We start from the raw sequence: 23405 nt of genomic DNA, 5'->3' as shown, positions 1-23405 counted from the left end.
CCGGCCTACAAACACGCTCTGTTCTTCCCTGTAGGACTGATAAGCGAAGCGCCATCAGGCAAATCTTCCAACACTCAATATATTTGAAGAAGACTGACAGTTTTCCTTGCTAACAATCCCGCACCGCTCCGATTACACTCCTTTCCATCGACAGCAAGTACGCGGTATCTCCGCGAAATTGCACAATAAATAAAGATAGCCGCCTGTGTGGTTTGATGGAGAGTAAAATGAAAAAATTAGAAGATGTTGGTGTACTGATAGCGCGCATTCTGATGCCAATCCTGTTTATCACTGCAGGTTGGGGCAAAATCACCGGTTATGCGGGTACCCAGCAGTACATGGAAGCCATGGGCGTTCCGGGCGCACTGCTGCCACTGACCATCCTGCTTGAGTTTGGCGGCGGCCTGGCCATCCTGTTTGGTTTCCTGACTCGTACCACTGCGCTGTTCATTGCCGGTTTCACCCTGCTGACGGCGTTCCTGTTCCACAGCAACTTTGCTGAAGGCGTTAACTCGCTGATGTTCATGAAAAACCTGACCATCGCTGGCGGTTTCCTGCTGCTGGCGATTACCGGTCCTGGCGCGTTCAGTATTGACCGCGTGCTGAACAAAAAGTGGTAAGGCGTCTATACTGAAGTTTCTAAAAGCGAGGAGATAGCACCTCGCTTTTGTCATTTGAAGGAGAGAGAACCATGGGACAACTGATTGACGGCGTCTGGCATGACACCTGGTATGACACCCAATCAACCGGGGGACGCTTCAAGCGTTCAGTGTCAGCGTTTCGCAACTGGCTGACCGCCGATGGCGCACCAGGCCCCTCCGGAGAAGGCGGATTCGCCGCTGAAAAAGATCGCTACCATTTGTACGTCTCCCTCGCCTGCCCTTGGGCACACCGCACGCTGATTATGCGCGCACTTAAAGGCCTTGAGCCGTTTATCGATGTTTCGGTGGTGAACCCGCTGATGTTTGAAAACGGCTGGACCTTTGATGACAGCTTCCCGGGCGCAACCGGCGACAGTCTGTATCAGCATGAATTTCTTTATCAGCTTTACCTGCACGCCGATCCTCAGTACAGCGGACGCGTCACCGTGCCGGTGCTGTGGGATAAAAAGAATCACACCATCGTCAGCAACGAATCCGCTGAAATTATCCGTATGCTGAATACGGCGTTCGATGGCCTTGGCGCTCGTGCAGGCGATTACTACCCGCCAGCCCTGCGTGGCAAGATTGATGAGCTGAACGACTGGATTTACGACAGCATCAACAACGGGGTCTATAAAGCCGGGTTCGCCACCAGCCAGGAAGCTTACGATGAAGCGGTGAGCAAAGTGTTTGAGTCGCTGGAGCGCGTCGAGCAACTCCTCGGCCAGCACCGCTATCTGACGGGCAATCAGTTGACTGAGGCAGACATTCGTCTGTGGACCACGCTGGTTCGCTTTGATCCGGTTTACGTCACCCACTTCAAATGTGATAAGCACCGCATCAGCGATTACCTGAATCTGTACGGTTTCCTGCGCGATATTTATCAGCTACCGGGCGTCGCGGAAACGGTCAATATGGACCATATCCGCAACCACTATTACCGTAGCCACAAAACCATTAACCCGACCGGGATCATTTCCATCGGGCCGTGGCAGGATCTCGACGAGCCTCACGGGCGAGACATTCGCTTCCGCTAATTATTAAGGGCATCAATCGATGCCCTTTTTAATTTTATCATTTGCATCTATCCTTACCTCGATCGCTTAGAAAACAAGTGATTGACTGACTATCGAGGCAAGGAAAATGGACTGGTATCTAAAAGTACTCAAGAATTACATCGGGTTTGGTGGCCGTGCGCGCCGCAAAGAATATTGGATGTTCGTGCTGGTGAGTTTCGTCCTGGCGGGCGTGCTGAGCATTATTGATAAAATGCTTGGCTGGGAACATGCGAGCGGAGAAGGCGTGCTGGCGAGCATTTATGGCCTGCTGGTTCTGCTGCCCACGCTGGCTGTGCAGTTCCGCCGCTTGCATGATACCGACCGCTCGGCGTGGTGGTTGTTAATCTGGCTGATCCCGATTGTCGGCTGGCTGGTTATCCTGGTCTTTAACTGCCAAAACGGCACGCAAGGTGATAATCGCTTCGGGGCAGATCCGAAAGCGACAGACGCTCCGCAACGGATCGTCTCCTGATAAAAAATGCCGGGTGACGATACGTTTACCCGGCTTACTCCAGACCTTACTTTCCGGCGAACAATTTCGGGATTTCACGCAGGCACCAGGCTTTGGCTTCGCCCATGCTGTCTCGCCGCCACGCCATAATGATGTCCACTTCATTGGTGTATTCCGGGCTCACGACCCGCAACCGCCCTTCAGCGATATCCTGTTCCACCAGCGGATAAGGCATGGTAGCCACACCAAGCCCGGCCAGCAGCGCCTGGCGCTTATCTTCAATGGTACTGACCGTTAAGCGCGGCTGTTTATCCAGCAGCTGTACGGTGAGCACAGGACGCTCACGTGCCGTATCGGCCACCGCCACGCCACGGTATTTCACTCGCGTGACTTCAGAAAGCGGTTCAGGCTCCTGATGAATCGGGTGATCGGGCGCGGCGACATACACGTTGAGCACCGAATACAGCTTGCGCGAGTTGATCTCAGAAGAGGAACGGAAATGCATGTCCGGCGCAATCACGATATCCGCACGGCCCTGTTCCAGGCGTTCCCACGCCCCCGCCAACACTTCGGTGATAATGGATAACTGCGTATTGGCTTTCACCGCCAGCTTTTCGATCAGCGGGAAAAGCTTCGGCGTAGGCACCAGCGCTTCCGTGACCAGCGTCAGGTGCGTTTCCCAACCGCGCGCCAATGCTTCTGCATCGGTGGTGAGTTTGTCAGCCGCTTCGAGCAGAACACGCCCGCGTTCCAGCAGCATTCGCCCCACGTTGGTGAATTTTGTGCGATGCCCTGAGCGGTCGAACAACACCACATCCAGCTCTTCTTCCAGCTTCTGCATGGTGTAGCTCAACGCAGACGGCACGCGTCCCAGCTCATCGGCGGCGGCAGCAAAACTGCCACGCCTGTCGATGGCGTCCATTACCCTTAACGCTTCCAGCGTCAATGCCCTTTCTTTAGCCATGGCGTTCTCATTCAGTAAATTTGAACATACCCGGCAGAATAACTGGCTAACAATGCAGCGTCCATAGCTTTACCATTGTTTCAGTGTAAAGAGAGGTCAAGAATTATGATTACTACCCGAACAGCCAAACAGTGTGGACAAGCCGACTTCGGCTGGCTGCAGGCCCGATACACATTCTCCTTTGGACACTACTTTGATCCTAAGCTGTTGGGCTACGCGTCCCTGCGCGTCCTGAATCAGGAAGTGCTCGGCCCAGGCGCTTCATTCCAGGCTCGCACTTACCCGAAAGTCGATATCCTGAACATTATCCTTGAAGGTGAAGCCGAGTATCGGGACAGCGAAGGCAACCATGTTCAGGCGAAAGCGGGCGAAGCGCTGCTGATTGCCACTCAACCGGGCATCAGCTACAGCGAACACAATCTTAGCAAAGAGAAATCCCTGACGAGGATGCAGCTTTGGCTGGATGCCTGTCCGGAGCGTGAGAACTCGCTGGTGCAAAAACTGACGTTAACCGATGGCGCTCGCCAGCTCATTGCTTCACCAGACGGCAGTCAGGAAAGTTTGCAGCTGCGCCAACAGGTCTGGATCCACCATATTCAGCTGGAGAAAGGCGAGCAGTTGAGCTTCCAACTGCATGGCCCACGATCGTATTTGCAGTCTATCCACGGCACCGTTCATGCCGTCACGCCTGGCGAGGAGCGAGAAGCCCTTACCTGTGGCGACGGCGCTTTTATTCGTGACGAGGCTAACATAACACTTGTTGCTGATACGCCGCTGCGCGGTTTACTGATAGATTTACCGGTATAGCCCTGAACACCGGCAGGTCAATGTGAGCAAGAAACAGCAGAAGAAGACGGCGTCGAAAAAAGCTGTCGCCGAAACGAATACCGCGGCAACTGAGCAAGAAACACGAAAAGTATTTGGGTGCGATGACGTGCCTGATGAACTGGCGGCGATTGTCGCAGAAGCTGAAATTCGGCTGGCGCAGGAAATGCACTTGATATGACAGAAGCCCGCAACGCTTAAGCTTTGCGGGCTTTTGCTTTATTGCCTGGCGGCACTGCGCTTGCCGGGTCTGCCTTACATCACAGGCCAGCGTAAGGCGCAGCCGCCACCCGGCGTTAGCGTCTTTGTTTTATTCGCTGGCAGACTCAATCAAGTCTTCGCGCACTTGATTACGCTGTTCTGGCGTCAGCACCTGATTCACGTCGAAGTAGTACTTCACACGGTAATAACGGGTTTGCTGTTCAACTTTACTGAATGCTTCAAGCTGGCTTTTCACTGCTTTCTCGTCCCATTTGCCGGATTGGATCACGCCGATGATCGCCCCATCTTTCACGCCCTTCATGGAAACCTGCTTCACACTGTTCACCATCGCATCATGCAGGCTCTTGATCTTCGCCACCTGCTCGTTGCTCAGTTTCAGATGCTGAACAACCGGATCCTGAGAAGGCGCTGGCGCAACGTCTGCCGCCTGAGCCAGGCCGGTGAAGCCCATCAGGGAAGCCGTCAGTAAGGCAATACGTGTCATTTTTTTCATTATTTCATCCTGTTAAGAGTGCCATGGAAGAGGAGGCATTATTTTTCACCTTCCCGTGAATGTATGTAATGAATTATTCATACAAATTTGTATTTAAAGCAAATAGACGGCGTGGGGAAAATTGTTGTGGCACACTAAAATTAGCCACCACCACAAATTCAGATTCAAACATCGGTTCAACGTGCAGATCCTGAAGCTGCATATCACCATCCAGCGTGCCGATCGCAAAATCGAGGCGCCCGTCGCGCAATGCGGGCAGGAAGGATGACAACTGCGCTTCAAACATGGACACCTGAGCGGTCGGGAACAGTTCCTTAAATGTTTTCATCATCTCAGGCAAAAACGTGAAGCCTAAATGAGTGAAGCTGACCGATAAGGCGGCTTCGTTCAACCATACGTCAGGCATCTGCGGCGCTGGGGTTGTCGTGTGTCGCAGACTGTATCCCATTTTGTATCGCAACAAAAGTCCTGAGACCCTACTCGCCGTCAGCCGTATCGAAGGTCCTGCTATAGGGGCAGTACTTTGATTTGGTGACGTAGGTGAAAGTGTAAATGCTGTTGGAATATATACACAAGGTTTGCCCGTTCGCCGTGGTTGTCTGCTCGGGGTTGCTTATAGTTATGCGTCCGGCGCTGGCGCTAAACGACGACAAGCAACCGCAGAGTATCAGTACATAACCTTTCATTTTCTCGTCCTTTTCTGGAGTGAACTTCGCTCTTTTTTTCCGTCATGCTGTTGGGTGCATAGCGGGCTACGTATGAACATTATTGATCTACAAAAACGATCGATAATATAATTTCAATCGATGAAATCGATCACTAATTTTAACGGTCAAGTCTGCATACAGGAAGAAGCATGAAAAAAATTATTGGGTTGTCTCTGGCGTTCTGCACTTTCTCATCCGTAGCTGGTGATGCTGCCTTAGGCGAAATCCAGCCATATCCTGATTACCTGTCTGCCTATGTCAAAACGCTTGTTACAGCCAGTTGTGACCAGGTACTTTCAGATGATGGGAAAGAACTCCATTGATAGAGCCATCAAGTCCATCAGCGCTAGCGCCACCAAAGGAATGACTATCGACACAGAAAGCTACAATGCCATTTATGACTCTATTGTCTTTAGGGCTGAGATGGGGGATAAGCTAAAAAGAGCCAAGAAACAGAAAATGATTCTGGCTACAAAAGACAAAATTGGGATAGATAGTTGTGGTGGTGTTGGTGCCTATATATTGATACAAAAGGATTTTAGCAAGCTGATATTTGACGGACTAATGCCTTCAGCACGATCTCAAGTTGCCGATGGTAAACCTAAAGTGCCAGCTTCTGATGAGGGCATTTACCGTACAACAGCAAAAGCTCTGGCAGAACTGTACAGCGCTAATGAAGTTGCAGCGGATGACAAGATTGGTGGTCGTAAGGTGGAAATGACCGGAACTGTTCAGGACATAACAAAAAATTTCGCGAATGATGTCGTTCTTAAACTTGAAAGTGGTAATCGCTTCATGCCTGTCAGCCTGAGTATGGCTGATTCAGAGATGGCGCAGGCGTCGAAACTGAAAAAGGGGCAGAAGATCACCGTGACTTGCGAAAAGATGCAGCTATTCATCAGTGCGCCGTCTGGCGGCAACTGTACGTTTAATTAGTTGTATTAACCTGACACAGCAATGGCACAGATCTAAACCTAATCTGACAGGCAGCTCAGTGCCAGAAGCGAACCGGGACGTTAGAATAATTTACCTGACGAGCCGCAGTCCTCTTGAGACAATTTTTTTGAATTCTTCACATTCGGAATGCTCAGTCTTCGTACAACATGCAACGTGTTTCAGTCCCCGGCTTAACAACTGGAGTTTGCGAATAGTGCCGTCGATCTCCTTTGCTCGTTGAAGAAGCTGAACGCGGTCTAATGCGAGTTTGTTTTCTGGACTAAACATCTTCGCTATTTCATTAAGAGAAAACCCAGCAGCCTGCCCAAGCGCGATTAATTGCAGTTTATTGATCACGTTTTCATTGTACTGCCTTCTGAGGCCATTACGGCCAACAGGTTTGATTAGCTCTTTCTTTTCGTAATATCGCAACGCTGACGGGGTAACCCCGGTAAGGTCAGCGATTTCCCTGATATCCAGTTCTTTCATTGTTGACTTAAACCTCACTTTAAGTTGCACACTGATTATTATGTCATTTAAAAGAAGGAGTACACATTGGATATCATCATTTTTTTCAAAACCGTCATAACGGGCATTGGAGCAACACTGGTCATGGATTCGTGGTCGTTATGTCAAAAGCTCATTTTAAAAATTCCACCATTAGATTATGCGCTGGTAGGTCGCTGGATTTTATGGCTTCCACAAGGAAAATTCAGGCATCACACCATTCTTTCAGCGTCACAGATACGAGGGGAGAATCTTACTGGATGGGTATTCCATTATCTGACCGGGATACTTTTTGCGGTTATCCCACTTTTGCTTAGCGGAAGGGGCTGGCTCCATGACCCGTCTCTCTTCATGGGCATGTTAACAGGTTTGTTAACTTTGATTGCTCCTTTCTTAATTTTGCAACCCGCGTTTGGCTTTGGTATCGCTGCCTCCCGTACACCTCGCCCATGGTTGGGGCGTCTTTTAAGCCTGATTACGCACCTTGCGTATGGTATCGGGTTATATGGCATTACTGCTGTTATGGCGTCATTATCATAGCGCCATTGAGCAGTTCAAGTGTCAGGACACCTCAGGCTCCATCCTGGACGATTTTACAAGAGAAATGAACATGGAGAGGCGGGAAGATATTAATCTTGCTCTACTGGCTGAATCACAGCCCAGAGACATGCGAAAAAAGCCACCTGAAGGTAGTCGGAAATGAAGGCAGTAGCGGTTGCCACGCTTTAGGATATTCGGGATGGAACAGCCGTTGGTGTGCCTCGTCTGTATCACAGTCTGTGTCACATTTTCACCTATTAAGGCCTGAGACACACCAACGTATTGTTTTTGAATGAGTGAAGCTGACCGATAAGCCGCTTTCTTTTGAGCATAGTGTCGTGGACAGTCATTCATCTTCGACCTACAAAAGCAAAAACCCCGCCTCAATGCTGAGACGGGGTTTCCTTAATGAGTGAAGCTGACCGATAAGCCGGGTTCTGTCGTGGACAGTCATTCATCTAGGCCAGCAATCGCTCACTGGCTCAAGCAGCCTACCCGGGTTCAGTACGGGCCGTACCATGTGAACCCCTATTTGGCCTTGCTCCGGGTGGAGTTTACCGTGCCACGGACTGTTACCAGCCGCGCGGTGCGCTCTTACCGCACCCTTTCACCCTTACCTGATCCCACTTGCGTGGGCCATCGGCGGTTTGCTCTCTGTTGCACTGGTCGTGGGTTTCCCCCCCAGGCGTTACCTGGCACCCTGCCCTATGGAGCCCGGACTTTCCTCCCCTGCGCCCGTCTCCCCGAAAGGACGACGACGCAGCGGCGACTGTCTGGTCAGCTTCGGCGCGCAGTATAGAGGGTTCGCAGGGCTTTGTCACCCTTGGGCCCGCAGTTGGTTAATCGCAAGCCGTATCGCCCTGCTTTCGCATAAAAGCCTCGATTTCAGCCAGTGTCGATGTGCCTTCCATCGGGCCACGCTGGGATATCGCCAGAGAGCCGCTGGCATTGGCCCATCTCAACGCATCCTGCGGGGCATAACCCGCGAGGAAAAGCGAAACAAAAGTCGCGCCAAAACAATCCCCCGCCCCCGTTGGGTCCACAACCGTAACCGGATAGCCCGCCGCATGATGCTCTTCTTTTTCGCTGTAGTAGCTTGCGCCACGCACGCCCCGTTTAACCACGACCTGCCCCACCCCACGGCGAAGCAGTTTATCAATCAGCTTTTGCTCGTGATGCCCGGCGTTCAGGCCGAAATAATCAAGCTCGCCGTCACTGGGCAGAAAAATATCCGTGTAGTCGAGGATGTACTCGAAAGCCTGCGACATCTCCGGAATGTTCAGCATTTCTTTGCGAATATTAGGATCAAACGATACGGTGCCGCCGCGCGACTTTATATTCTCAATGGCTTTGCGCATGGCATCGACCATCCTGAACGAGAACAGTGACGAGCCCATAATGTGGAAATGATTGCAGGTGTTTAGCAGCGCCTCATCAATATGATCGGCGGTCAGCTGCCCGCAGGCGCTGTTAGGCATATTGAAGATGAAATCCCGTTGCGCCTGGCTGCGATAGCTGACAAACGCACTGCCTGTCGTCGCTTTGCTCAGCACCGAAATACCCTTCACGTTGACGCCGTCGTTGGCGAGCCGGGCGATATTCATTTCCCCGAATGCATCGTTGCCTACGCAACTGAACAAAATGGAGCCGAAACCAAGTTGCGCAACCTGATCGGCAAAAATAGCGGGCGCACCGCTAGGATACGGCCCCCAAAACTCCCCGGGACGGGAAAAACCCTGGTTAGCTTCTTTTGCCAGAAATTCGACCAGCAGTTCGCCAATCGTGCAAATGGTGACGTTCATCTCCACTCCTTCACTTTGCGCCAGGCAAAGCAGGGTTAATCCAGGTCAAACACTCGTTGTTGGTGTAGCTGTTGGTCATACCCGCAGCCTGCAGATGAGTGTGATATTCGGCCGCAACCACCTGCGGCGTGACAACCCCCGCGAGTTGCTGTAAATGCCCTACGGCAAAGCGCATTTCGCCATAAATCGGGCGCTGAGGGATGGCAGCTATCACATGAGAGCCATTCTCTGCGGCCTCTGCCAGCAACTCTGCCTGAGACTCGCTTCTTACGCTCAGGGTGCCGTCTTCCGCAATATGGTCGATCGCCATCAACACTCGATCCAACGGGTGGTGACGCAGCGCTTTTAAGGCTGGCGCACCTTCCGTCGTGTTACCGGAAGCGGATAACACCCCGCCCAGCAGCACCGTTTCCCCGGTCAGAAACTCTTTTGCAAAAGCGACGTGGTGCAAATCGTTGAGCAGAAGGCAGCACTCTCCGCGATCGGCCAGAAACGGGATCACCTTGCGCAGTATCGGGCCTTCGCCCAGAAACAGCGTCTCACTTCCTACGATTAAGGCGGCAAGCTGGCGGGCAATTTCATTTTCCAGCGCTTTATCCAGGGAAGCAGACGGCTTCTCCTGCGCGGAGGCGGTGAGCGCGCCCTGCTGGGCGGTGTAAATCGCCCCCCCAAAGGAACGCTTCAAATACCCCTGCTGTTCCAGATAGTTAAGATCGTTGCGAATCGTAACCCCGGAGACCGCGAGCATCTCAGCCAAATCGTCGACTTTAATTTCACCGTTCTTACGAACGATCTCCGCGATGTCTAAACGCCTCTTTAGCAGGCTGGTTGATGGTTTTGCCACAATAAGGACCCTTTTACCTAATGGTCGCGAGCGTAAAAATAACTTTCATTTTGAAATTTCAGCGCGCCCCTGTCAAACCGCCTTCTACCTCTGTGCGCTCGATAGATAAAAATCGTCTTTAATCAGAATGTTATTTCCTTATCCTGACAAACTGTACGTTTAAAAATGAAACCTATCAAGATGTTTTAACTTTCAAACACAAAGTTCTTTCGTTGTTATGTGCTGACGATCACAGCTTGATCCCGAAATGATCATTAAATTACTTTCAAAATGAAGACCATTATTTGGTTTTAATTTTAACTTTGAAAGTTAAGGAGTCAAAAATGTACATCATCTCCAGTAAGAACATGCTGCTGAAAGCCCAGAAAGGCGGCTACGCCGTGCCCGCGTTCAATATTCACAATCTGGAAACGATGCAGGTTGTCGTAGAAACGGCGGCAGAAATGCGTTCGCCGCTTATTCTTGCTGGCACGCCAGGCACCTACAGCTATGCGGGAACCGGTAACGTCGTCGCTATCGCACGCGATCTTGCAAAACAGTGGGATCTTCCGCTGGCGGTGCATCTGGATCACCACGAAGTGCTCGACGACATTCGTCAGAAGGTCCAGGCCGGCATTCGCTCGGTGATGATCGACGGTTCACATGCGCCTTTTGAAGAGAACGTCGAGTTAGTGAGACAAGTTGTGGAACTCAGCCACCGCTACGATGCCAGCGTTGAAGCCGAACTGGGCCGGCTTGGCGGTGTGGAAGACGATCTGGTCGTCGATGAGAAAGATGCGCTGTATACCCATCCGGAACAGGCACGGGAGTTTGTTCTGCGCACCGGAATTGATTCGCTGGCCGTCGCTATCGGCACCGCACACGGTTTGTATCACCACGATCCAAAGCTGGATTTTGAACGCCTTGCCGCGATTCGTGAACGCGTCAATGTTCCTCTGGTGCTACACGGTGCATCCGGGCTGCCTGAATCCGATATTCGTAGGGCTATTTCCCTTGGCGTGTGCAAAGTGAACGTCGCCACCGAGCTAAAAATCGCCTTCTCCGACGCACTGAAACACTATCTGCAGGATAATCCTAAGGCCAACGATCCTCGTCATTACATGCCGCCAGCGAAGGCCGCCATGAAGGAAGTTGTGCAGAAGGTTATCCATGTCTGTGGATGTGAAGGACAGCTTTAAGCCCCGCAGGGAAGGAGTGAAGTCGTGATCTACACACTGACATTAAACACCGCTGTGGATATGAATATTTTCAGCGCCCCGCTGCAGCCTGGAAAAGTGAATCGCACCCAGCACACGGAGTATTGCCCGAACGGAAAAGGGGTGAATGTCTCGTTGGTTCTGAACCACTTCGACACCCCGAGCCATATTTTTGGGATCTTTGGCGGCTTCACCGGGCGTTACATCGTGGAGGAAATTCGTAAGCGCAGGATTGGCATCACCCCGACATGGGTTGCAGACCCTACCCGCATCAACGTGTTCATCCACGATGGGCAGCAGGAGTACAAGCTGGTTAATCCAGGCACATGGATTGATGACGAGAGTAAACAGAAGATTTTGCATCATCTCCAGAGCGTGCAGGCTGGCGACCATTTAGTTATCAGCGGCAGTTTGCCCCCCGGGCTTGAGAGCCTTTTTTACACTGAAATTTTGGCTCTTTGTTCGCAAAAAGGCTGCGAAGTCATTCTGGATATTAGCCACGCTTCGCTTCGCCAACTGCTGGAGTTTCAGCCCCTGTTGATCAAACCCAATGAGGATGAGCTGTTTGAGATTTTCGGTCTTCAGGCAGACACGCCAGAGCAAATTAAAACGGCCGTGGCCACTTTGCATCAGCTTGGTGCCCGCCATGTTTTGCTGACGCTTGGCGCAAGGGGAATGGTCTTTTCTGATGGCACAACGCGGTGGTTTTGTGCCGCCCCCGACATTCAGCTTGTCAGTTCCGCCTGTGCCGGTGACGCCGCTCTGGCTGCGTTTCTCAGCGTCTGGCTCGCGGGGGGCAAGGTGAATGATGCTTTAACGCTCGCCAGCGCCACGGGGGCAGATGTTGCTGCCTCGGCGGGGCTTGGTCAATTCAATCGATTAGAACAACTACGCACACAGACTCAGGTAGTCACATTATAAAGGTCCGATTATGAAAAAAATCCTCGCAGTGACCGGATGCCCTACCGGTATCGCGCACACCTTTATGGCTGAAGAAGCCCTGAAGAGCGCCGCGAAAAAGCTCAATGTAGAGATAAAAGTCGAAACCAACGGCGCGTCCGGGGTGGAGAATGTCATCACCCAGGATGATTTGGCTGATATTTTTGGCGTGATCATTGCGGCAGATAAAGACGTTAATGCTGATCGCTTTAACGGCTTGCCGGTGCTTGAAGTTCCGGTGAAAGAGGCCATTCATCATCCGGCCGATCTTATCAATAAGGTCATGGCCGGTCAGGCACCTGTTCGCCATGGCAACCACAAGCAGGACACCAGCACCGAGACTGACGCTCGCCCTTCTTTTGGCCGCCAGGTGTACAAACATCTGATGAGCGGCGTATCCAACATGCTGCCTTTCGTGGTGGCAGGCGGCATCCTGATTGCTCTCTCCTTCCTGTGGGGGATTTTCTCAGCGGATCCAAATTCGCCGCAGTACAACGTGATTGCCGCCACGCTGATGAAAGTTGGGCAACAGGCTTTCTCCATTATGGTGCCGGTCTTTACCGCCTATATTGCCTATTCCATTTCAGGGCGGCCAGGAATGGTGGCCGGGTTTGTCGGCGGGCTGCTGGCAAACGCAACCGGCGCTGGGTTCCTCGGGGGGATCATCGCAGGTTTTGCCGCGGGTTACTTCATGCTGCTGGTTCGCAATATGCTGGATGGCTTGCCGCGCCAGTATGAAGGCCTTAAGTCAATCTTCATTATGCCGCTTCTCGGTGTGCTGGTGATTGGCGTGCTGATGACACTGCTCGGCCAGCCAGTCGCGGCGATAAACAATGCCATGATGAGCTGGCTATCTTCCCTGCAGCAGGCCAACCCTATTCTTCTTGGCATCGTTGTGGGAGCCATGTGTTCCTTTGACTTTGGCGGCCCGGTGAATAAAGCGGCCTATGTCACCGGCACGCTTTTACTTGGACAGGGTAACTACTTCTTCATGGCTGGCGTCTCTGCTGCCTGCATTACCCCGCCGCTGGTTATCGCTCTCGCCACGACCTTCTTCCCGAAAGGCTTCAGCGAAGAAGAACGTGCCGCGGGGATAGTGAACTACATCCTCGGCTGCACTCACATTACTGAAGGCGCCATTCCCTTCGCGGCGAAAGATCCCCTGCGAGTGATCCCGATGATGATGATCGCCTCTTCTGTTTCAGCCGTTCTGAGCTACAGCCTGCATATCCAGGTGCCAGCCCCACATGGCGGTTTCTTGATCCTGCCACTGGTGAGTAAACCGTTGGCGTGGGTGCTGTGTATTCTGACAGGTTCAGCCTGTGGAGCGGTGATGCTGGGCGTCTGGCGTCTATGGCAGAAGCGCAGCCAGGCCCGAATCGAACTGGCCGGAGCCGTAAAATAAGGGGCAGACGATGAAGCTAACTCAGGATGATATTCAGTTTAACCGCGAGATTGACACCAAAGCAGAAGCACTTTACGCCGTAGCGGCGGCGCTGGAACAGGCCGGCCTGGCGCGCAGCAGCTATCTCAAAGGCATGGAGGAGCGTGAGGCCCAAATAAGCACCTTCCTCGGCAATGGGATTGCCATTCCTCATGGCACGACGCAAAGCCGCGATGCCGTACTGAAAACCGGCGTCAGCGTACTGGTTTGCCCGCAGGGTGTGGACTGGGGGGAAGGGCAAACCGCGCGGCTGATTGTGGGTATTGCCGCGCAGGACAATGAGCATCTGTCGATTCTGCGCCAGCTAACGCATGCGTTAGGCGATGACAATGTTCCCGCCGCGCTGGCACGTGCCACTTCGACTCAGGAAGTGCTGGATGTGCTGTCAGGCGATTATCACCATGCGGCCACGGAAGAGCAGGCCCGCCCGGATTTCGATGAGGAAGCAACGTTTACCCTTCGCAATCCTCATGGGCTGCACGCCCGACCAGGTGCCGTGTTAGTGAAAACAGTGAAGCAATGGCAGGCTGACATTCGCGTTGAAAATCTGGACACTCACTCCGCTATCGTTGATGCCCGCAATCTGATGCGAGTGGTCTCTCTGGGCGCTAAGCAGGGCCACCGATTGCATTTCATGGTGAAAGGCAAAGAAGCGCGAGCGGCCCTGGAGGCGATTGGCGAAGCGTTCGAGTGCGGGCTTGGCGAAATGGCCGCCCAGCCTCAGCGTATCGACGCTTCCCACACCGCCAGCAAACGTTCCTGGTTCTCCCGGTTGTTCAACTGATTGCCTTCCATTTACTGCCTTCGCCCCGCGGATTGCCGGGGCGATTTTTTTATCTGCCGGGTTCAGGACCGGCAAAAAATAATCAGACAAAACGATGATAGTGTTCACACAATCGAATGTTTTTTATTATGTCTGTCGCTTTTCGCTTTCTGGCGATTTTTATGACCTAACTCAATCAATCTATTGCGTTTACACTCCCTGCTTTCGAACATAAGGCTTTCGATTTGAATCAACAGAAACACACCGAAAGTCGAAGGTGTTTTAAAGCGATAATGGGCGAATTTTCACTCGATTGACTTTCCTCATCCCGACAATGATTATCCAGATGCGCCTGTAATTTACCTCATCCACCTTCAGAACCGAGGGAAGTTATGTATTCTTTTAAAAATAACACCACGCTTGTCGCCGGATTCGTTGCCTGTTTATTTTCCATGCCGGTCATCGTCAATGCCACAGAGGCTCCTGTGACGATTCGCTACACTTTATGGGATCGCAACCAGCTCCCTGGTGAACAGCAATTAATTAATGAGTTTGAAAAAGAAAACCCAAGCATTAAAATTGAAGCTGAACTCACCCCTTACGATCAGTATTTTATTAAATTAAGTTCAGCAGTCGGCGGAAATGTTGCACCCGATGTATTCTGGATGAATATGCCGAACTTCCAGCAATATGTAAAAAACGGTATGCTCGAATCGTTGAGCCCTTATTTAAAAACATCAGGTGCGCCACAGCTTGATGATTTTGTCAAAAGCGCCGTTAACGCCTACCAGTATCAATCGGCACAGTATGCCATTCCACGTGATATTGATGCCATCGCCGTCTGGTATAACAAATCCCTTTTCGATAAAGCAGGTGTGTCTTATCCAGAAAAAGGCTGGAGCTGGGATACGCTTAAGCAAAAAAGCGAGCAACTTCGCAAAGGACTGGATAAGCAATCCTACCCACTGGCAATGGAGCTAAGCAGTGGTCAGGACAGCTATTTTAACCTGCTGTTGCAAGCAGGCGATGACATTGTGTTGCCGGGAGGAAAAACCGATGTCGCCAACGGCAAGGCTGTTGGGGTTTACCGCCAGGTACAGGAAATGTTGAAGGAGGGATTAATCCAGCCACCGGGGGAGACAGAAGCCGCCGATGCCTTCCAGTCTGACAAAGTCGCCATGGTGTATGCCGGCTCCTGGTGGGCGTTGCCTTTCTCACAAAATGAGCTGATTAAAGATCATATTGGCGTCGTCCCGATGCCGAAAATGGCACGTGAAGCGGGCGTTTCTCACAGCCTGGCCTTCGCAATGTCATCAAAAAGCGCACACAAAGACGCGGCGTGGAAATTCATCGCCTTTATGAGCTCGGAGCATGCTCAACAGACTCTGGCGAATGGAAAAGTGGTGATTCCTGCCAACCAAAAAGTGGCGAAAGACTGGGCTGTCGCCTTTAAACCACTGGATGTTTCCGCCTACGTTGATTCGCTGACGTTCTCACACAAATATCCAACAGCGGGATCAAACACAGCGAAGTGGAGCAGTATCTTTAATGATGGCCTGAAAAAAGTGTGGATGGGGGCAGACCCACAAACTGTCATGCCAGGCGTCGCCCAACGCATGGAACGGGAAATGAAAAAATAATCTCCGTGGGGAGTTCTGCTCCCCTTTATTGAATAGATCCCCCCGCTGTGCTGGAGTAAATATGAGTTATTCAGACGACACTAGCCGCTCACTATTTCCTGCGCCTCAGGTAAAGAAAAAACCCATGAGTCGAATGGAAAAAGAAGAGCGTTTCTGGGGATGGGTGATGATCCTGCCACTCATTGCCGGATTGACCGTCTTCTATTTTATTCCGTTTATTCAAAACGTATTTTATAGTTTTACCGATCTCGGTGAATTTCAGATCTGGAATACCATTAGCCTTGATAACTATATTAATTTATGGACCGATAGTGAGTTTCTTTCTGCGGTCGGCAATACGTTAATTTATGTTGCTATCTGTGTTCCGCTAATTACCTTTTTTTCCTTGCTGCTGGCCATTGGCCTGAATCAGGCTATTCGCGGTCAGTGGTTATTTCGCACCCTGTTATTTTTACCCGCGGTCACCATGCCAGCTGCAATTGCGATGGTCTGGCAGTGGCTGATGAATCGAAATTTCGGCCTGCTGAACCAACTTCTGGGATTCTTTAACTTACCTGCCGTTGGCTGGTTATCTGATCCGGATGTCGTCCGTCTTAGCGCTTCCGTCGTCATTATTTGGTCTGCCATCGCCCTAAAAATGATCATCCTTCTTGCCGGGTTGCAAGGGATACCAAAACACATCTACGAGGCAGCCTCTCTCGATGGCATTGGCAAACTGCGCTGCTTTTGGTCAATAACATTGCCTCTGATGATCCCTACGTTGTTTTTCGTTTTGGTGATTGCATTCATCGAAACGCTGCAAATTTTCGACGTGGTGTATCTGCTCTTTGGCAGTGCCTCAATGGTTGACGATCAGACCATGACCATTGCCTATCTCTTTTATAAATATGCCTTTATCTATCACGAGAAAGGGTATGCCTCAGCCATCGCGGTGGTGATTTTCCTGCTGACGATGATCCTGACGCTGCTGCAAATCTGGATTGGCAAACGGCTGAAGGCGCACCAGGGGTGACACTATGTTTATGAGCAAACGCGAAAAATGGATGATCTACGGCTTAATGATCCTCGCCACATTGTTAACGATTGTGCCGTTCATCTGGATGATCATTACGTCGTTAAAAACGCAGGCCGAGAGTATTGCCGTTCCGCCCGTCGTTTTACCAGAGCATCCTGGATTTCAGGCTTACGGCAAAGTCCTGCACGAAATGCCCTTTCTTAGTTTCTATTTCAACTCGATCATTTCTACGCTGCTTATCGTGGTGCTTCAGACACTCATTGCAGCCATGGCGGCGTATGGCTTTTCACGCCTGCGTTTTAAGGGGCGTGATGCCATCTTTATGATCTGCATTTCCATTCTGATGGTGCCGGGGCAAATCTTCCTGATCCCGCAGTTTTTAACTATCGAGAAATTTGGATTACTTAACTCAATTCCCGGTCTGGTGTTACCTGGTTTATTCAGCATCTACAGCGCATTCCTGCTGCGTCAGTTTTTTATGTCGGTGCCCAAAGAACTTGAGGAAGCGGCGATTATGGATGGGTATACCCCTCTGACCATCTTCTTCAAAATCATGTTACCGCTGATTAAACCCGGCATTATCGCCTGCGTGATAATCAATGGCTTGTGGAGCTGGAATAACCTGATGTGGCCGCTCATCGTGAACACCTCGATGAGCAAGATGACGCTGCCCGTCGGTCTGGCCTCGCTCTCTGGTCGTTCAGGCGTGGAGTATCCGATGCTGATGGCAGGTGCCTTACTCGCCATTATTCCCATGCTTTTGCTTTATATCTTCTTCCAACGCTACTTCATCCGCGGGATCGCCGGTGCCGGAATTAAAGGGTAAGAGGTTTTTATGTCAGCGATAAAATTTACGTCTGTGAGCAAAGTTTATCCCAACGGGTTTCGGGCTATTCAGGGAATTAACCTCGACATCCAGGACGGTGAATTTATGGTCTTCGTCGGCCCTTCCGGATGCGCGAAATCCACGCTGCTTCGAATGGTTGCCGGGCTTGAAGATATCACCGACGGGCACATCACCATTGGTGAACGCCACGTCAATGATTTGCTGCCCAAAGAGCGCGGTGTCGCCATGGTTTTCCAGAATTACGCACTCTATCCCCACATGACAATTTATAAAAATATGGCCTTTAGCCTGCTCGGGAAAATGAATGACAAAGAAATCGACAGGCGAGTAAGAGAAGCCGCACATAAGCTGGAAATCGAGAATCTGCTTAACAAAAAACCCGGCCAACTCTCCGGCGGACAGTGCCAACGAGTGGCTGTGGGTCGCGCGATCGTTCGCAAGCCAGAGGTTTTTTTATTCGATGAACCGCTTTCAAACCTCGATGCCAAATTGCGTGTCTCAATGCGCGTACGTCTGACTGAGTTGCATCGACAGCTACGTGATGAGGGTGTTAGCGCCACCATGATTTATGTCACACACGATCAGATTGAGGCCATGACCATGGGCGACCGCATCTGTGTGCTCAACAATGGTCAGATCATGCAAGTCGACACCCCGGGGAAAATCTACCACCAGCCGAAGAACAAGTTTGTCGCCGGGTTTATTGGTAATCCGGCCATGAATCTTCACCTTGTGTCGCTGGTTAACCACCACAGCGGCATCACATTCGGAGCCCAAACTTCACTGTCTTTGCCACCTGTGTTGCTTTCGCAACTGGAAGACTACCGTGATGATCAGGTCTGGTTTGGCATTCGCCCAGAGGCGATTTCGCTCGCCCGCGAGGGCGATCCTGAAGCTCAATCAGTCCGAATCGCTAATGTTGAACGCATGGGCAATGAAGATTTGTTGCATTTCGATATCGGCGAACTGCGCATGATTTTACGCGTGAACGCCACTGTCGACTGGGCTCCTCAACCCGGCGAGCACATTCGCGTCAAATTCAATCTCAATGCCGCTTACCTGTTTGGAAAGGCGGATGAAGAAAATTTGGCCCTTCGTTGATGAATAAATAACAGAGTTAACTCAGCGTGCCCGCAGCCACACTCGCCGATGGGGCGCTATTTGGGAGGTTTTATGTGTGCAAAGAAAGTCACGGTACTGGTCATTGGCGCGGGTGCTCGCGGTGAAATCTATTCCCGCTATGCGTTGGAACATCCAGACAGAATGCAGGTTGTGGCGGTAGCCGAGCCTCGTGACAACTATCGTCAACAGTTTGTCGAGCAGCATCAGATTGCCGGTGACAACGTGTTTACTGACTGGCATGAGGCTGCTTCGCGTCCACGTATGGCCGACGTTGTGCTTATCTGTACGCAGGACTCAATGCACAAAGCCCCTGCGCTTGCTTTTGCTGAACTCGGTTACCACATCCTTCTTGAGAAGCCGCTCGCTCCGACACCGGAAGATTGCGAAGCCATCATCGATGCGGTGAAACGCAATCATGTTCTGCTGGTCGTCGCGCATGTGCTGCGCTATACCCGCTATACCCAAAAGTTGAAATCGTTACTGAATGAAGGTGTTATCGGCGACATCCTCAGCATGCAGCATCTGGAACCGGTTGGTTACTGGCATCAGGCACACTCCTTCGTACGAGGTAACTGGCGGAATGAGGCGCAATCGTCATTTATGCTGCTGCAAAAGTCCTGTCACGATCTCGACTGGATCCGCTACATCATGGGAGATAGCTGCAGTCAGGTCAGTTCCTACGGCAGCCTCAGCCACTTTGTTGCGGAAAATCAGCCAAAAGGGGCTGCCGATCGCTGTCTTGACTGCCAGGTTGAAGCGACCTGCCCCTGGTCCGCCTGCAAAATCTATCTTGGCGACGACCCTAAATGCACCCCGCATTTCCGCCGGGTATTGACCGCAAATCCAACGGAAGAGAACGTTCGCCAGGCCCTTCGTGACGGCCCTTATGGCCGCTGTGTTTACCGCTGCGATAACGATGTCGTCGATCACCAGGTCGTTAATTTCCGCTTTGCTCATCAGCAAACGGTGACTTTCACAATGACGGCCTTCACTAAAATGGAAGATCGCCAGACGCGCCTGTTTGGCACCCGCGGCTACCTTGAGGGCAATGGCAAAACTATCCGTGTGTTCGATTTTCTGACGGACCACGAAACAGTACACACCATTGATGACATTCCGGACGGGACGCAAACGCAGATGGGGGGTCACGGTGGCGGAGACTATTATCTGATGGATAAATTCATTCATGCGGTCATGGCAGGTGACCAGAGCTTGATCCTTTCCGGTCCGGATGAAGCGCTGGAGAGCCATCTGATGGTGTTTGCTGCCGAGCGTTCGCGCAAGGAAAACAGACTGATTGATTTGTAACACCTGAGGAGACGCGGCATGTTTTACGGCATTGATATTGGTGGCACTAAAACGGAAATCGTTGCCTTTGATGACGAAATGCAGATTCGTTGGCGCAAGCGCGTCGCCACACCCGTTCAGGACTACGAGCTTTTTTTGTCCACTTTCTCTTCCCTTATCGATACAGCCGATTGGGCGACAGGTGAAGAAGGAAAAATAGGCATTGGTATGCCTGGACTGATGGACAGGCAAACTGGCGAACTGTTGTCTTCAAACGTCCCGTGCCTGACCGGACGCCGTATCGTCGACGATCTCATCGATAGAGTGAGTCGACCGATTGCGGTGGATAACGATTGCTGCTGCTTCGCACTTTCTGAGGCCCACACTCAACAGGCTCGCCAGTACCCACGCATTTTTGGGGCGATCATTGGCACCGGGCTCGGCGGCGGATTGGTTATCGATGGTCAGCTCTATCGGGGTCGTAATCGCATGGCCTGTGAGTTCGGTCATTTGCCTCTCGCTGCACAATTTTCCCGGCGCTATCAATTGCCTGAGCTTGCCTGCGGTTGCGGTCTGAGTGGCTGCGTGGAGCGCTACCTCTCAGGTCCAGGCTTGCTCGGGTTGCACCGCCACTTTAGCGGTAAAACAGTCACTATGGATGCGTTGTGGGAAGGCTATCAGCAGCAGGAGCCGCAGGCGATGGCCACCATTACGGCGTGGGTGGATATGCTCGGGGGAACACTTGCACAACTGCAGCTGATTCTGGATGTCGACGCCTTCGTGCTGGGGGGCGGTGTTTCAAATGTAGAAGCGATCTACGCCTTACTCCCACAGGCGATGAAACGCTATTTATTCCCAGGTCTGGAGCCCGCCAAAATCTTGCCTGCAGTACACGGTGCCAGCAGCGGCGTTCGCGGAGCAGCCCTGTTGCAAGCAGAGCAATATGCGCTGCAAAGCTAGAGGAACAGGGAAGCCCTTGCTTCCCCTCAGATTGCTGACAAAGAAGGAAAAAGCGTGGTTTTTCCTTCTTTGTGGTGAGCAGCCGAAAATCAATGAATTGATTTTCCTTATTTTTTGTTCGGTCGCTAATGACAAAACTGCACTCGTTAGAGGTTTGTCATCAGTCTCAGGGGAAGCCCTTGCTTCCCCTGTTCTTCTGCTGCATTACTCATCAGCGAGTACCACCTCTACGCCCATTTTGTCCAATGCCTGCCGATAGTGATCCGGGATCCCCGTGTCGGTTATCACCCGATGGATCTCCTCAACCTCGCGAATCATACAGAAGCTCTTACGGCCGAACTTACTGGAATCAGCAACAACCGTTATCTCCTGCGCGACCTGACACATCACCCGATTAAGATGTGCCTCACCCGGGTGCGGCGTGGTGATCCCGGCGTCAAGGCAGAAACCATCTACCCCCAGGAAAAGCTTATCAAAACGGTATTGCCGAAGTTGATGTTCGGCCGACGGCCCATACAGTGAGAAGACACTCTGACGGACATTCCCTCCCAGCAACATCACATCCATACGCTCAAAATTAGCCAACTCCCAGGCGATGTTGAGGGCGTTAGTCATCACCACCAGATCGCGGCGATTTTTGAGATAAGCGGGAATGAGCGTCGTCGTAGAACCTGAATCGAGGATTAGCGTGTCTCCATCTTTAACGAAACTGGCCGCTTTTTCCGCAATCTGCGATTTAACGTCGCGGTTTAACCGATCTTTATCCTGCAGTGGGCGATCAAAGGCAAAATGATGATTCAGCACCGCACCACCGTAAGAACGCATTGCGCAACCTCTCTGCTCCAGATAGCGCAAATCGTTGCGGATCGTCACGCTGGAAACGCCAAAACGGGCACTGAGCGGCTCAACCCGCACACTCCCCTGATCGCACAGCAAATCGATAATCTGCTCGCGACGTTTTACGCTATCTAACATTGCTTACGCTCCATAACAGTTGCAAAAAGCTTCTCTTTTTAGCGTTAAAACGCTTTCGTTATCTTTCGAATATATTACATCAGAAGCCATTTGGTGAATTTGTGAACACACCAGCACCCTGCCTGTTGCGTTTAAACCGTCAACATTCTTTCGGTTTGTACAAACCGAAAGAGCAAAAACGAAAAAATGAAAGAAATAAGGTTAGCATCGGCCACCTCCATTAGGGGTTCGAGCAAGAAGATCGAAAGTCGCAGATAAAAAAACCCGCGTTAAGCGGGTTTGTTGCAGATGTTGAAGGCCATCACATTTTTTACATTTCGTTCACTATTGATTCACCAGCACAACCTCAACGCCGAGTTTGCGCAGCCCTTCCAGATACTCTTCAGGAATGCCCTCATCAACAATGATCATATGGATCCTCGGAGTATCAACTATCTTGTGCAGGCTCGAACGGTTAAATTTGCTGGAGTCTGTCACGACAATGATTCGTTCTGCGACTTCACACATTTTGCGATTGAGACGAGCCTCATCTTCGTTGTGAGTGCTGACACCACGCTCAAGATCAATGGCGTCCACCCCGAGAAACAGCGTATCAAAATGATAATTTTGCAACGACTGCTCTGCCTGATCGCCATAAAACGACTGTGACTGGCGACGAAGATGTCCGCCGGTCATCAACAGCTCAACCCCTTCGGCTTCCAGTAGCGCATTGGCGACGTTCATGCCATTTGTCATAGCAATAACATCAGTATGGTGGCGCATCAGTCGCGCGATCTCGTACGTTGTGGTCCCTGAGTCAAGAATGACCCTTTGACCTGGCTGAATCAGGTCTGCTGCTGCTCGCGCGATACTGCGTTTAAGAGCAATATTGAGCGTGCTTTTATCCTCAACGGAAGGTTCCGTTGAGGGCATATGGCTGTCACAAATCAGTGCTCCACCATAAGCCCGCACCGCAATACCCTGTTTCTCCAGAAACGCCAGGTCATTACGGATAGTGACCGTCGACACATTAAAGTCGGCCGCAAGGTCATTAACCTGCACGCTACCCTGTTGACGCAGCCGCTGGATAATCTGCTCTCGCCTTTCACTGGTACCGGGCACACGCTTATCGGCAGCGATCTCAGCACTTTTCATAAGATGGTCCTTACCTTAATTCTTTCGTTTCATTTCGTTTTATCTATTAACGCCTTTCCTTTAACAGAATGCAAGTCTGAACCGGCGTGTAGA

Annotated in this window: 26 protein-coding genes, 1 other RNA gene and 1 pseudogene; 18 read left to right on the top strand and 10 right to left on the bottom strand. The window is 51.4% G+C overall.

Features of this window, described 5'->3' with window-relative positions; all coding sequences use genetic code 11:
• Positions 1-227 precede the first annotated feature (227 nt).
• From ACLW56_RS20885 to ACLW56_RS20875, 3 genes are all read left to right on the top strand, one after another.
• Positions 228-620, top strand: coding sequence for a DoxX family protein (locus ACLW56_RS20885; protein WP_330985625.1), 393 nt, complete (start codon positions 228-230; stop codon positions 618-620).
• Between the two features lie 71 nt (positions 621-691).
• Positions 692-1678 carry a glutathione S-transferase family protein gene (locus ACLW56_RS20880; RefSeq protein ID WP_330985624.1) on the top strand — a complete coding sequence of 329 codons (987 nt, stop codon included), beginning with the start codon at positions 692-694 and terminating at the stop codon, positions 1676-1678.
• A 106-nt stretch (positions 1679-1784) separates the two neighbouring features.
• Positions 1785-2171 carry a DUF805 domain-containing protein gene (locus ACLW56_RS20875; protein ID WP_330985623.1) on the top strand — a complete coding sequence of 129 codons (387 nt, stop codon included), beginning with the start codon at positions 1785-1787 and terminating at the stop codon, positions 2169-2171.
• A gap of 46 nt (positions 2172-2217) precedes the next feature.
• Here ACLW56_RS20875 and yhaJ read toward each other — a convergent pair whose 3' ends face one another.
• The gene (gene yhaJ / locus ACLW56_RS20870; RefSeq protein WP_330985622.1) at positions 2218-3114 is read right to left on the bottom strand and encodes a DNA-binding transcriptional regulator YhaJ; all 897 of its coding nucleotides are present in this window, start codon (positions 3112-3114) and stop codon (positions 2218-2220) included.
• Between the two features lie 105 nt (positions 3115-3219).
• Here yhaJ and ACLW56_RS20865 point away from each other — a divergent pair, with 105 nt between their 5' ends.
• Together ACLW56_RS20865 and ACLW56_RS20860 are read left to right on the top strand one after the other, a co-directional pair.
• Positions 3220-3921, top strand: a complete 702-nt coding sequence (locus tag ACLW56_RS20865) for a pirin family protein (protein ID WP_330985621.1) — start codon at positions 3220-3222, stop codon at positions 3919-3921.
• 22 nt (positions 3922-3943) lie between these two features.
• Positions 3944-4120 carry a hypothetical protein gene (locus tag ACLW56_RS20860; protein ID WP_330985620.1) on the top strand — a complete coding sequence of 59 codons (177 nt, stop codon included), beginning with the start codon at positions 3944-3946 and terminating at the stop codon, positions 4118-4120.
• A 129-nt stretch (positions 4121-4249) separates the two neighbouring features.
• Here the strand turns inward: ACLW56_RS20860 and ACLW56_RS20855 are convergent, their stop codons facing one another.
• The 3 genes and pseudogenes from ACLW56_RS20855 to ACLW56_RS20845 form a co-directional block, all read right to left on the bottom strand.
• Complete coding sequence (locus ACLW56_RS20855) at positions 4250-4654, bottom strand: Spy/CpxP family protein refolding chaperone (RefSeq protein WP_330985619.1); 405 nt, start codon at positions 4652-4654, stop codon at positions 4250-4252.
• 133 nt (positions 4655-4787) lie between these two features.
• A pseudogene (locus tag ACLW56_RS20850) lies at positions 4788-5036 on the bottom strand (LysR substrate-binding domain-containing protein); the annotation flags it as partial.
• 94 nt (positions 5037-5130) lie between these two features.
• Positions 5131-5340 (bottom strand): hypothetical protein, encoded by a 210-nt coding sequence (locus tag ACLW56_RS20845; protein WP_330985618.1) that lies wholly within the window; start codon positions 5338-5340, stop codon positions 5131-5133.
• A gap of 170 nt (positions 5341-5510) precedes the next feature.
• Between ACLW56_RS20845 and ACLW56_RS20840 the strand changes: the two genes are divergently transcribed.
• Together ACLW56_RS20840 and ACLW56_RS20835 are read left to right on the top strand one after the other, a co-directional pair.
• Entirely contained in the window at positions 5511-5684 is a 174-nt protein-coding gene (locus ACLW56_RS20840; RefSeq protein WP_330985617.1) for a hypothetical protein, read from the top strand.
• Positions 5662-6297 (top strand): OB-fold protein, encoded by a 636-nt coding sequence (locus ACLW56_RS20835; RefSeq protein WP_330985616.1) that lies wholly within the window; start codon positions 5662-5664, stop codon positions 6295-6297. Before ACLW56_RS20840 ends, ACLW56_RS20835 begins: the two co-directional genes overlap by 23 nt.
• Before the next feature lie 90 nt (positions 6298-6387).
• Here the strand turns inward: ACLW56_RS20835 and ACLW56_RS20830 are convergent, their stop codons facing one another.
• Positions 6388-6786 carry a helix-turn-helix domain-containing protein gene (locus ACLW56_RS20830; protein WP_330985615.1) on the bottom strand — a complete coding sequence of 133 codons (399 nt, stop codon included), beginning with the start codon at positions 6784-6786 and terminating at the stop codon, positions 6388-6390.
• Between the two features lie 66 nt (positions 6787-6852).
• Between ACLW56_RS20830 and ACLW56_RS20825 the strand changes: the two genes are divergently transcribed.
• Entirely contained in the window at positions 6853-7344 is a 492-nt protein-coding gene (locus ACLW56_RS20825) for a DUF2938 domain-containing protein (protein WP_330985614.1), read from the top strand.
• A 410-nt stretch (positions 7345-7754) separates the two neighbouring features.
• Here ACLW56_RS20825 and rnpB read toward each other — a convergent pair.
• The 3 genes from rnpB to ACLW56_RS20810 all read right to left on the bottom strand — a co-directional run bounded on the left by rnpB (position 7755) and on the right by ACLW56_RS20810 (position 9990).
• An RNA gene (gene rnpB / locus ACLW56_RS20820) (RNase P RNA component class A) lies at positions 7755-8129 on the bottom strand.
• 54 nt (positions 8130-8183) lie between these two features.
• A complete protein-coding gene (locus ACLW56_RS20815; RefSeq protein WP_330985613.1) occupies positions 8184-9146 on the bottom strand; it encodes a sugar kinase in 963 nt (320 codons plus the stop codon).
• 10 nt (positions 9147-9156) lie between these two features.
• Entirely contained in the window at positions 9157-9990 is an 834-nt protein-coding gene (locus ACLW56_RS20810; protein WP_330985612.1) for a DeoR/GlpR family DNA-binding transcription regulator, read from the bottom strand.
• A 323-nt stretch (positions 9991-10313) separates the two neighbouring features.
• Here ACLW56_RS20810 and ACLW56_RS20805 point away from each other — a divergent pair, with 323 nt between their 5' ends.
• From ACLW56_RS20805 to ACLW56_RS20760, 10 genes are all read left to right on the top strand, one after another.
• A complete protein-coding gene (locus ACLW56_RS20805; protein WP_330985611.1) occupies positions 10314-11168 on the top strand; it encodes a tagatose bisphosphate family class II aldolase in 855 nt (284 codons plus the stop codon).
• Positions 11169-11192: 24 nt separating this feature from the next.
• On the top strand, positions 11193-12107 hold the full coding sequence (pfkB, locus tag ACLW56_RS20800; RefSeq protein WP_330985610.1) for a 1-phosphofructokinase: 915 nt from the start codon (positions 11193-11195) through the stop codon (positions 12105-12107).
• A 10-nt stretch (positions 12108-12117) separates the two neighbouring features.
• On the top strand, positions 12118-13530 hold the full coding sequence (locus ACLW56_RS20795) for a PTS fructose transporter subunit IIBC (protein WP_330985609.1): 1413 nt from the start codon (positions 12118-12120) through the stop codon (positions 13528-13530).
• Between the two features lie 10 nt (positions 13531-13540).
• Complete coding sequence (locus ACLW56_RS20790) at positions 13541-14353, top strand: HPr family phosphocarrier protein (RefSeq protein WP_330985608.1); 813 nt, start codon at positions 13541-13543, stop codon at positions 14351-14353.
• Between the two features lie 371 nt (positions 14354-14724).
• Positions 14725-15972 carry a sugar ABC transporter substrate-binding protein gene (locus tag ACLW56_RS20785; protein ID WP_330985607.1) on the top strand — a complete coding sequence of 416 codons (1248 nt, stop codon included), beginning with the start codon at positions 14725-14727 and terminating at the stop codon, positions 15970-15972.
• 61 nt (positions 15973-16033) lie between these two features.
• Positions 16034-16984, top strand: coding sequence for a sugar ABC transporter permease (locus tag ACLW56_RS20780; RefSeq protein ID WP_330985606.1), 951 nt, complete (start codon positions 16034-16036; stop codon positions 16982-16984).
• Positions 16985-16988: 4 nt separating this feature from the next.
• Complete coding sequence (locus ACLW56_RS20775) at positions 16989-17813, top strand: carbohydrate ABC transporter permease (protein ID WP_330985605.1); 825 nt, start codon at positions 16989-16991, stop codon at positions 17811-17813.
• 9 nt (positions 17814-17822) lie between these two features.
• Entirely contained in the window at positions 17823-18935 is a 1113-nt protein-coding gene (locus ACLW56_RS20770) for a sn-glycerol-3-phosphate ABC transporter ATP-binding protein UgpC (protein WP_330985604.1), read from the top strand.
• 72 nt (positions 18936-19007) lie between these two features.
• Positions 19008-20264: a Gfo/Idh/MocA family oxidoreductase gene (locus ACLW56_RS20765; RefSeq protein ID WP_330985603.1), complete on the top strand. Its 1257-nt coding sequence runs from the start codon at positions 19008-19010 to the stop codon at positions 20262-20264.
• A gap of 18 nt (positions 20265-20282) precedes the next feature.
• The gene (locus tag ACLW56_RS20760; protein WP_330985602.1) at positions 20283-21203 is read left to right on the top strand and encodes an ROK family protein; all 921 of its coding nucleotides are present in this window, start codon (positions 20283-20285) and stop codon (positions 21201-21203) included.
• Between the two features lie 204 nt (positions 21204-21407).
• Here ACLW56_RS20760 and agaR read toward each other — a convergent pair whose 3' ends face one another.
• Together agaR and ACLW56_RS20750 are read right to left on the bottom strand one after the other, a co-directional pair.
• Positions 21408-22178 (bottom strand): transcriptional repressor AgaR, encoded by a 771-nt coding sequence (gene agaR, locus ACLW56_RS20755; RefSeq protein ID WP_330985601.1) that lies wholly within the window; start codon positions 22176-22178, stop codon positions 21408-21410.
• Positions 22179-22502: 324 nt separating this feature from the next.
• On the bottom strand, positions 22503-23312 hold the full coding sequence (locus ACLW56_RS20750; protein ID WP_330985600.1) for a DeoR family transcriptional regulator: 810 nt from the start codon (positions 23310-23312) through the stop codon (positions 22503-22505).
• Positions 23313-23405 lie beyond the last annotated feature (93 nt).

The organism is Pantoea sp. sgz302252, from assembly GCF_047713085.1.
Lineage (GTDB): Bacteria > Pseudomonadota > Gammaproteobacteria > Enterobacterales > Enterobacteriaceae > Scandinavium.
This window is presented reverse-complemented; position numbering and strand designations above follow the sequence as displayed.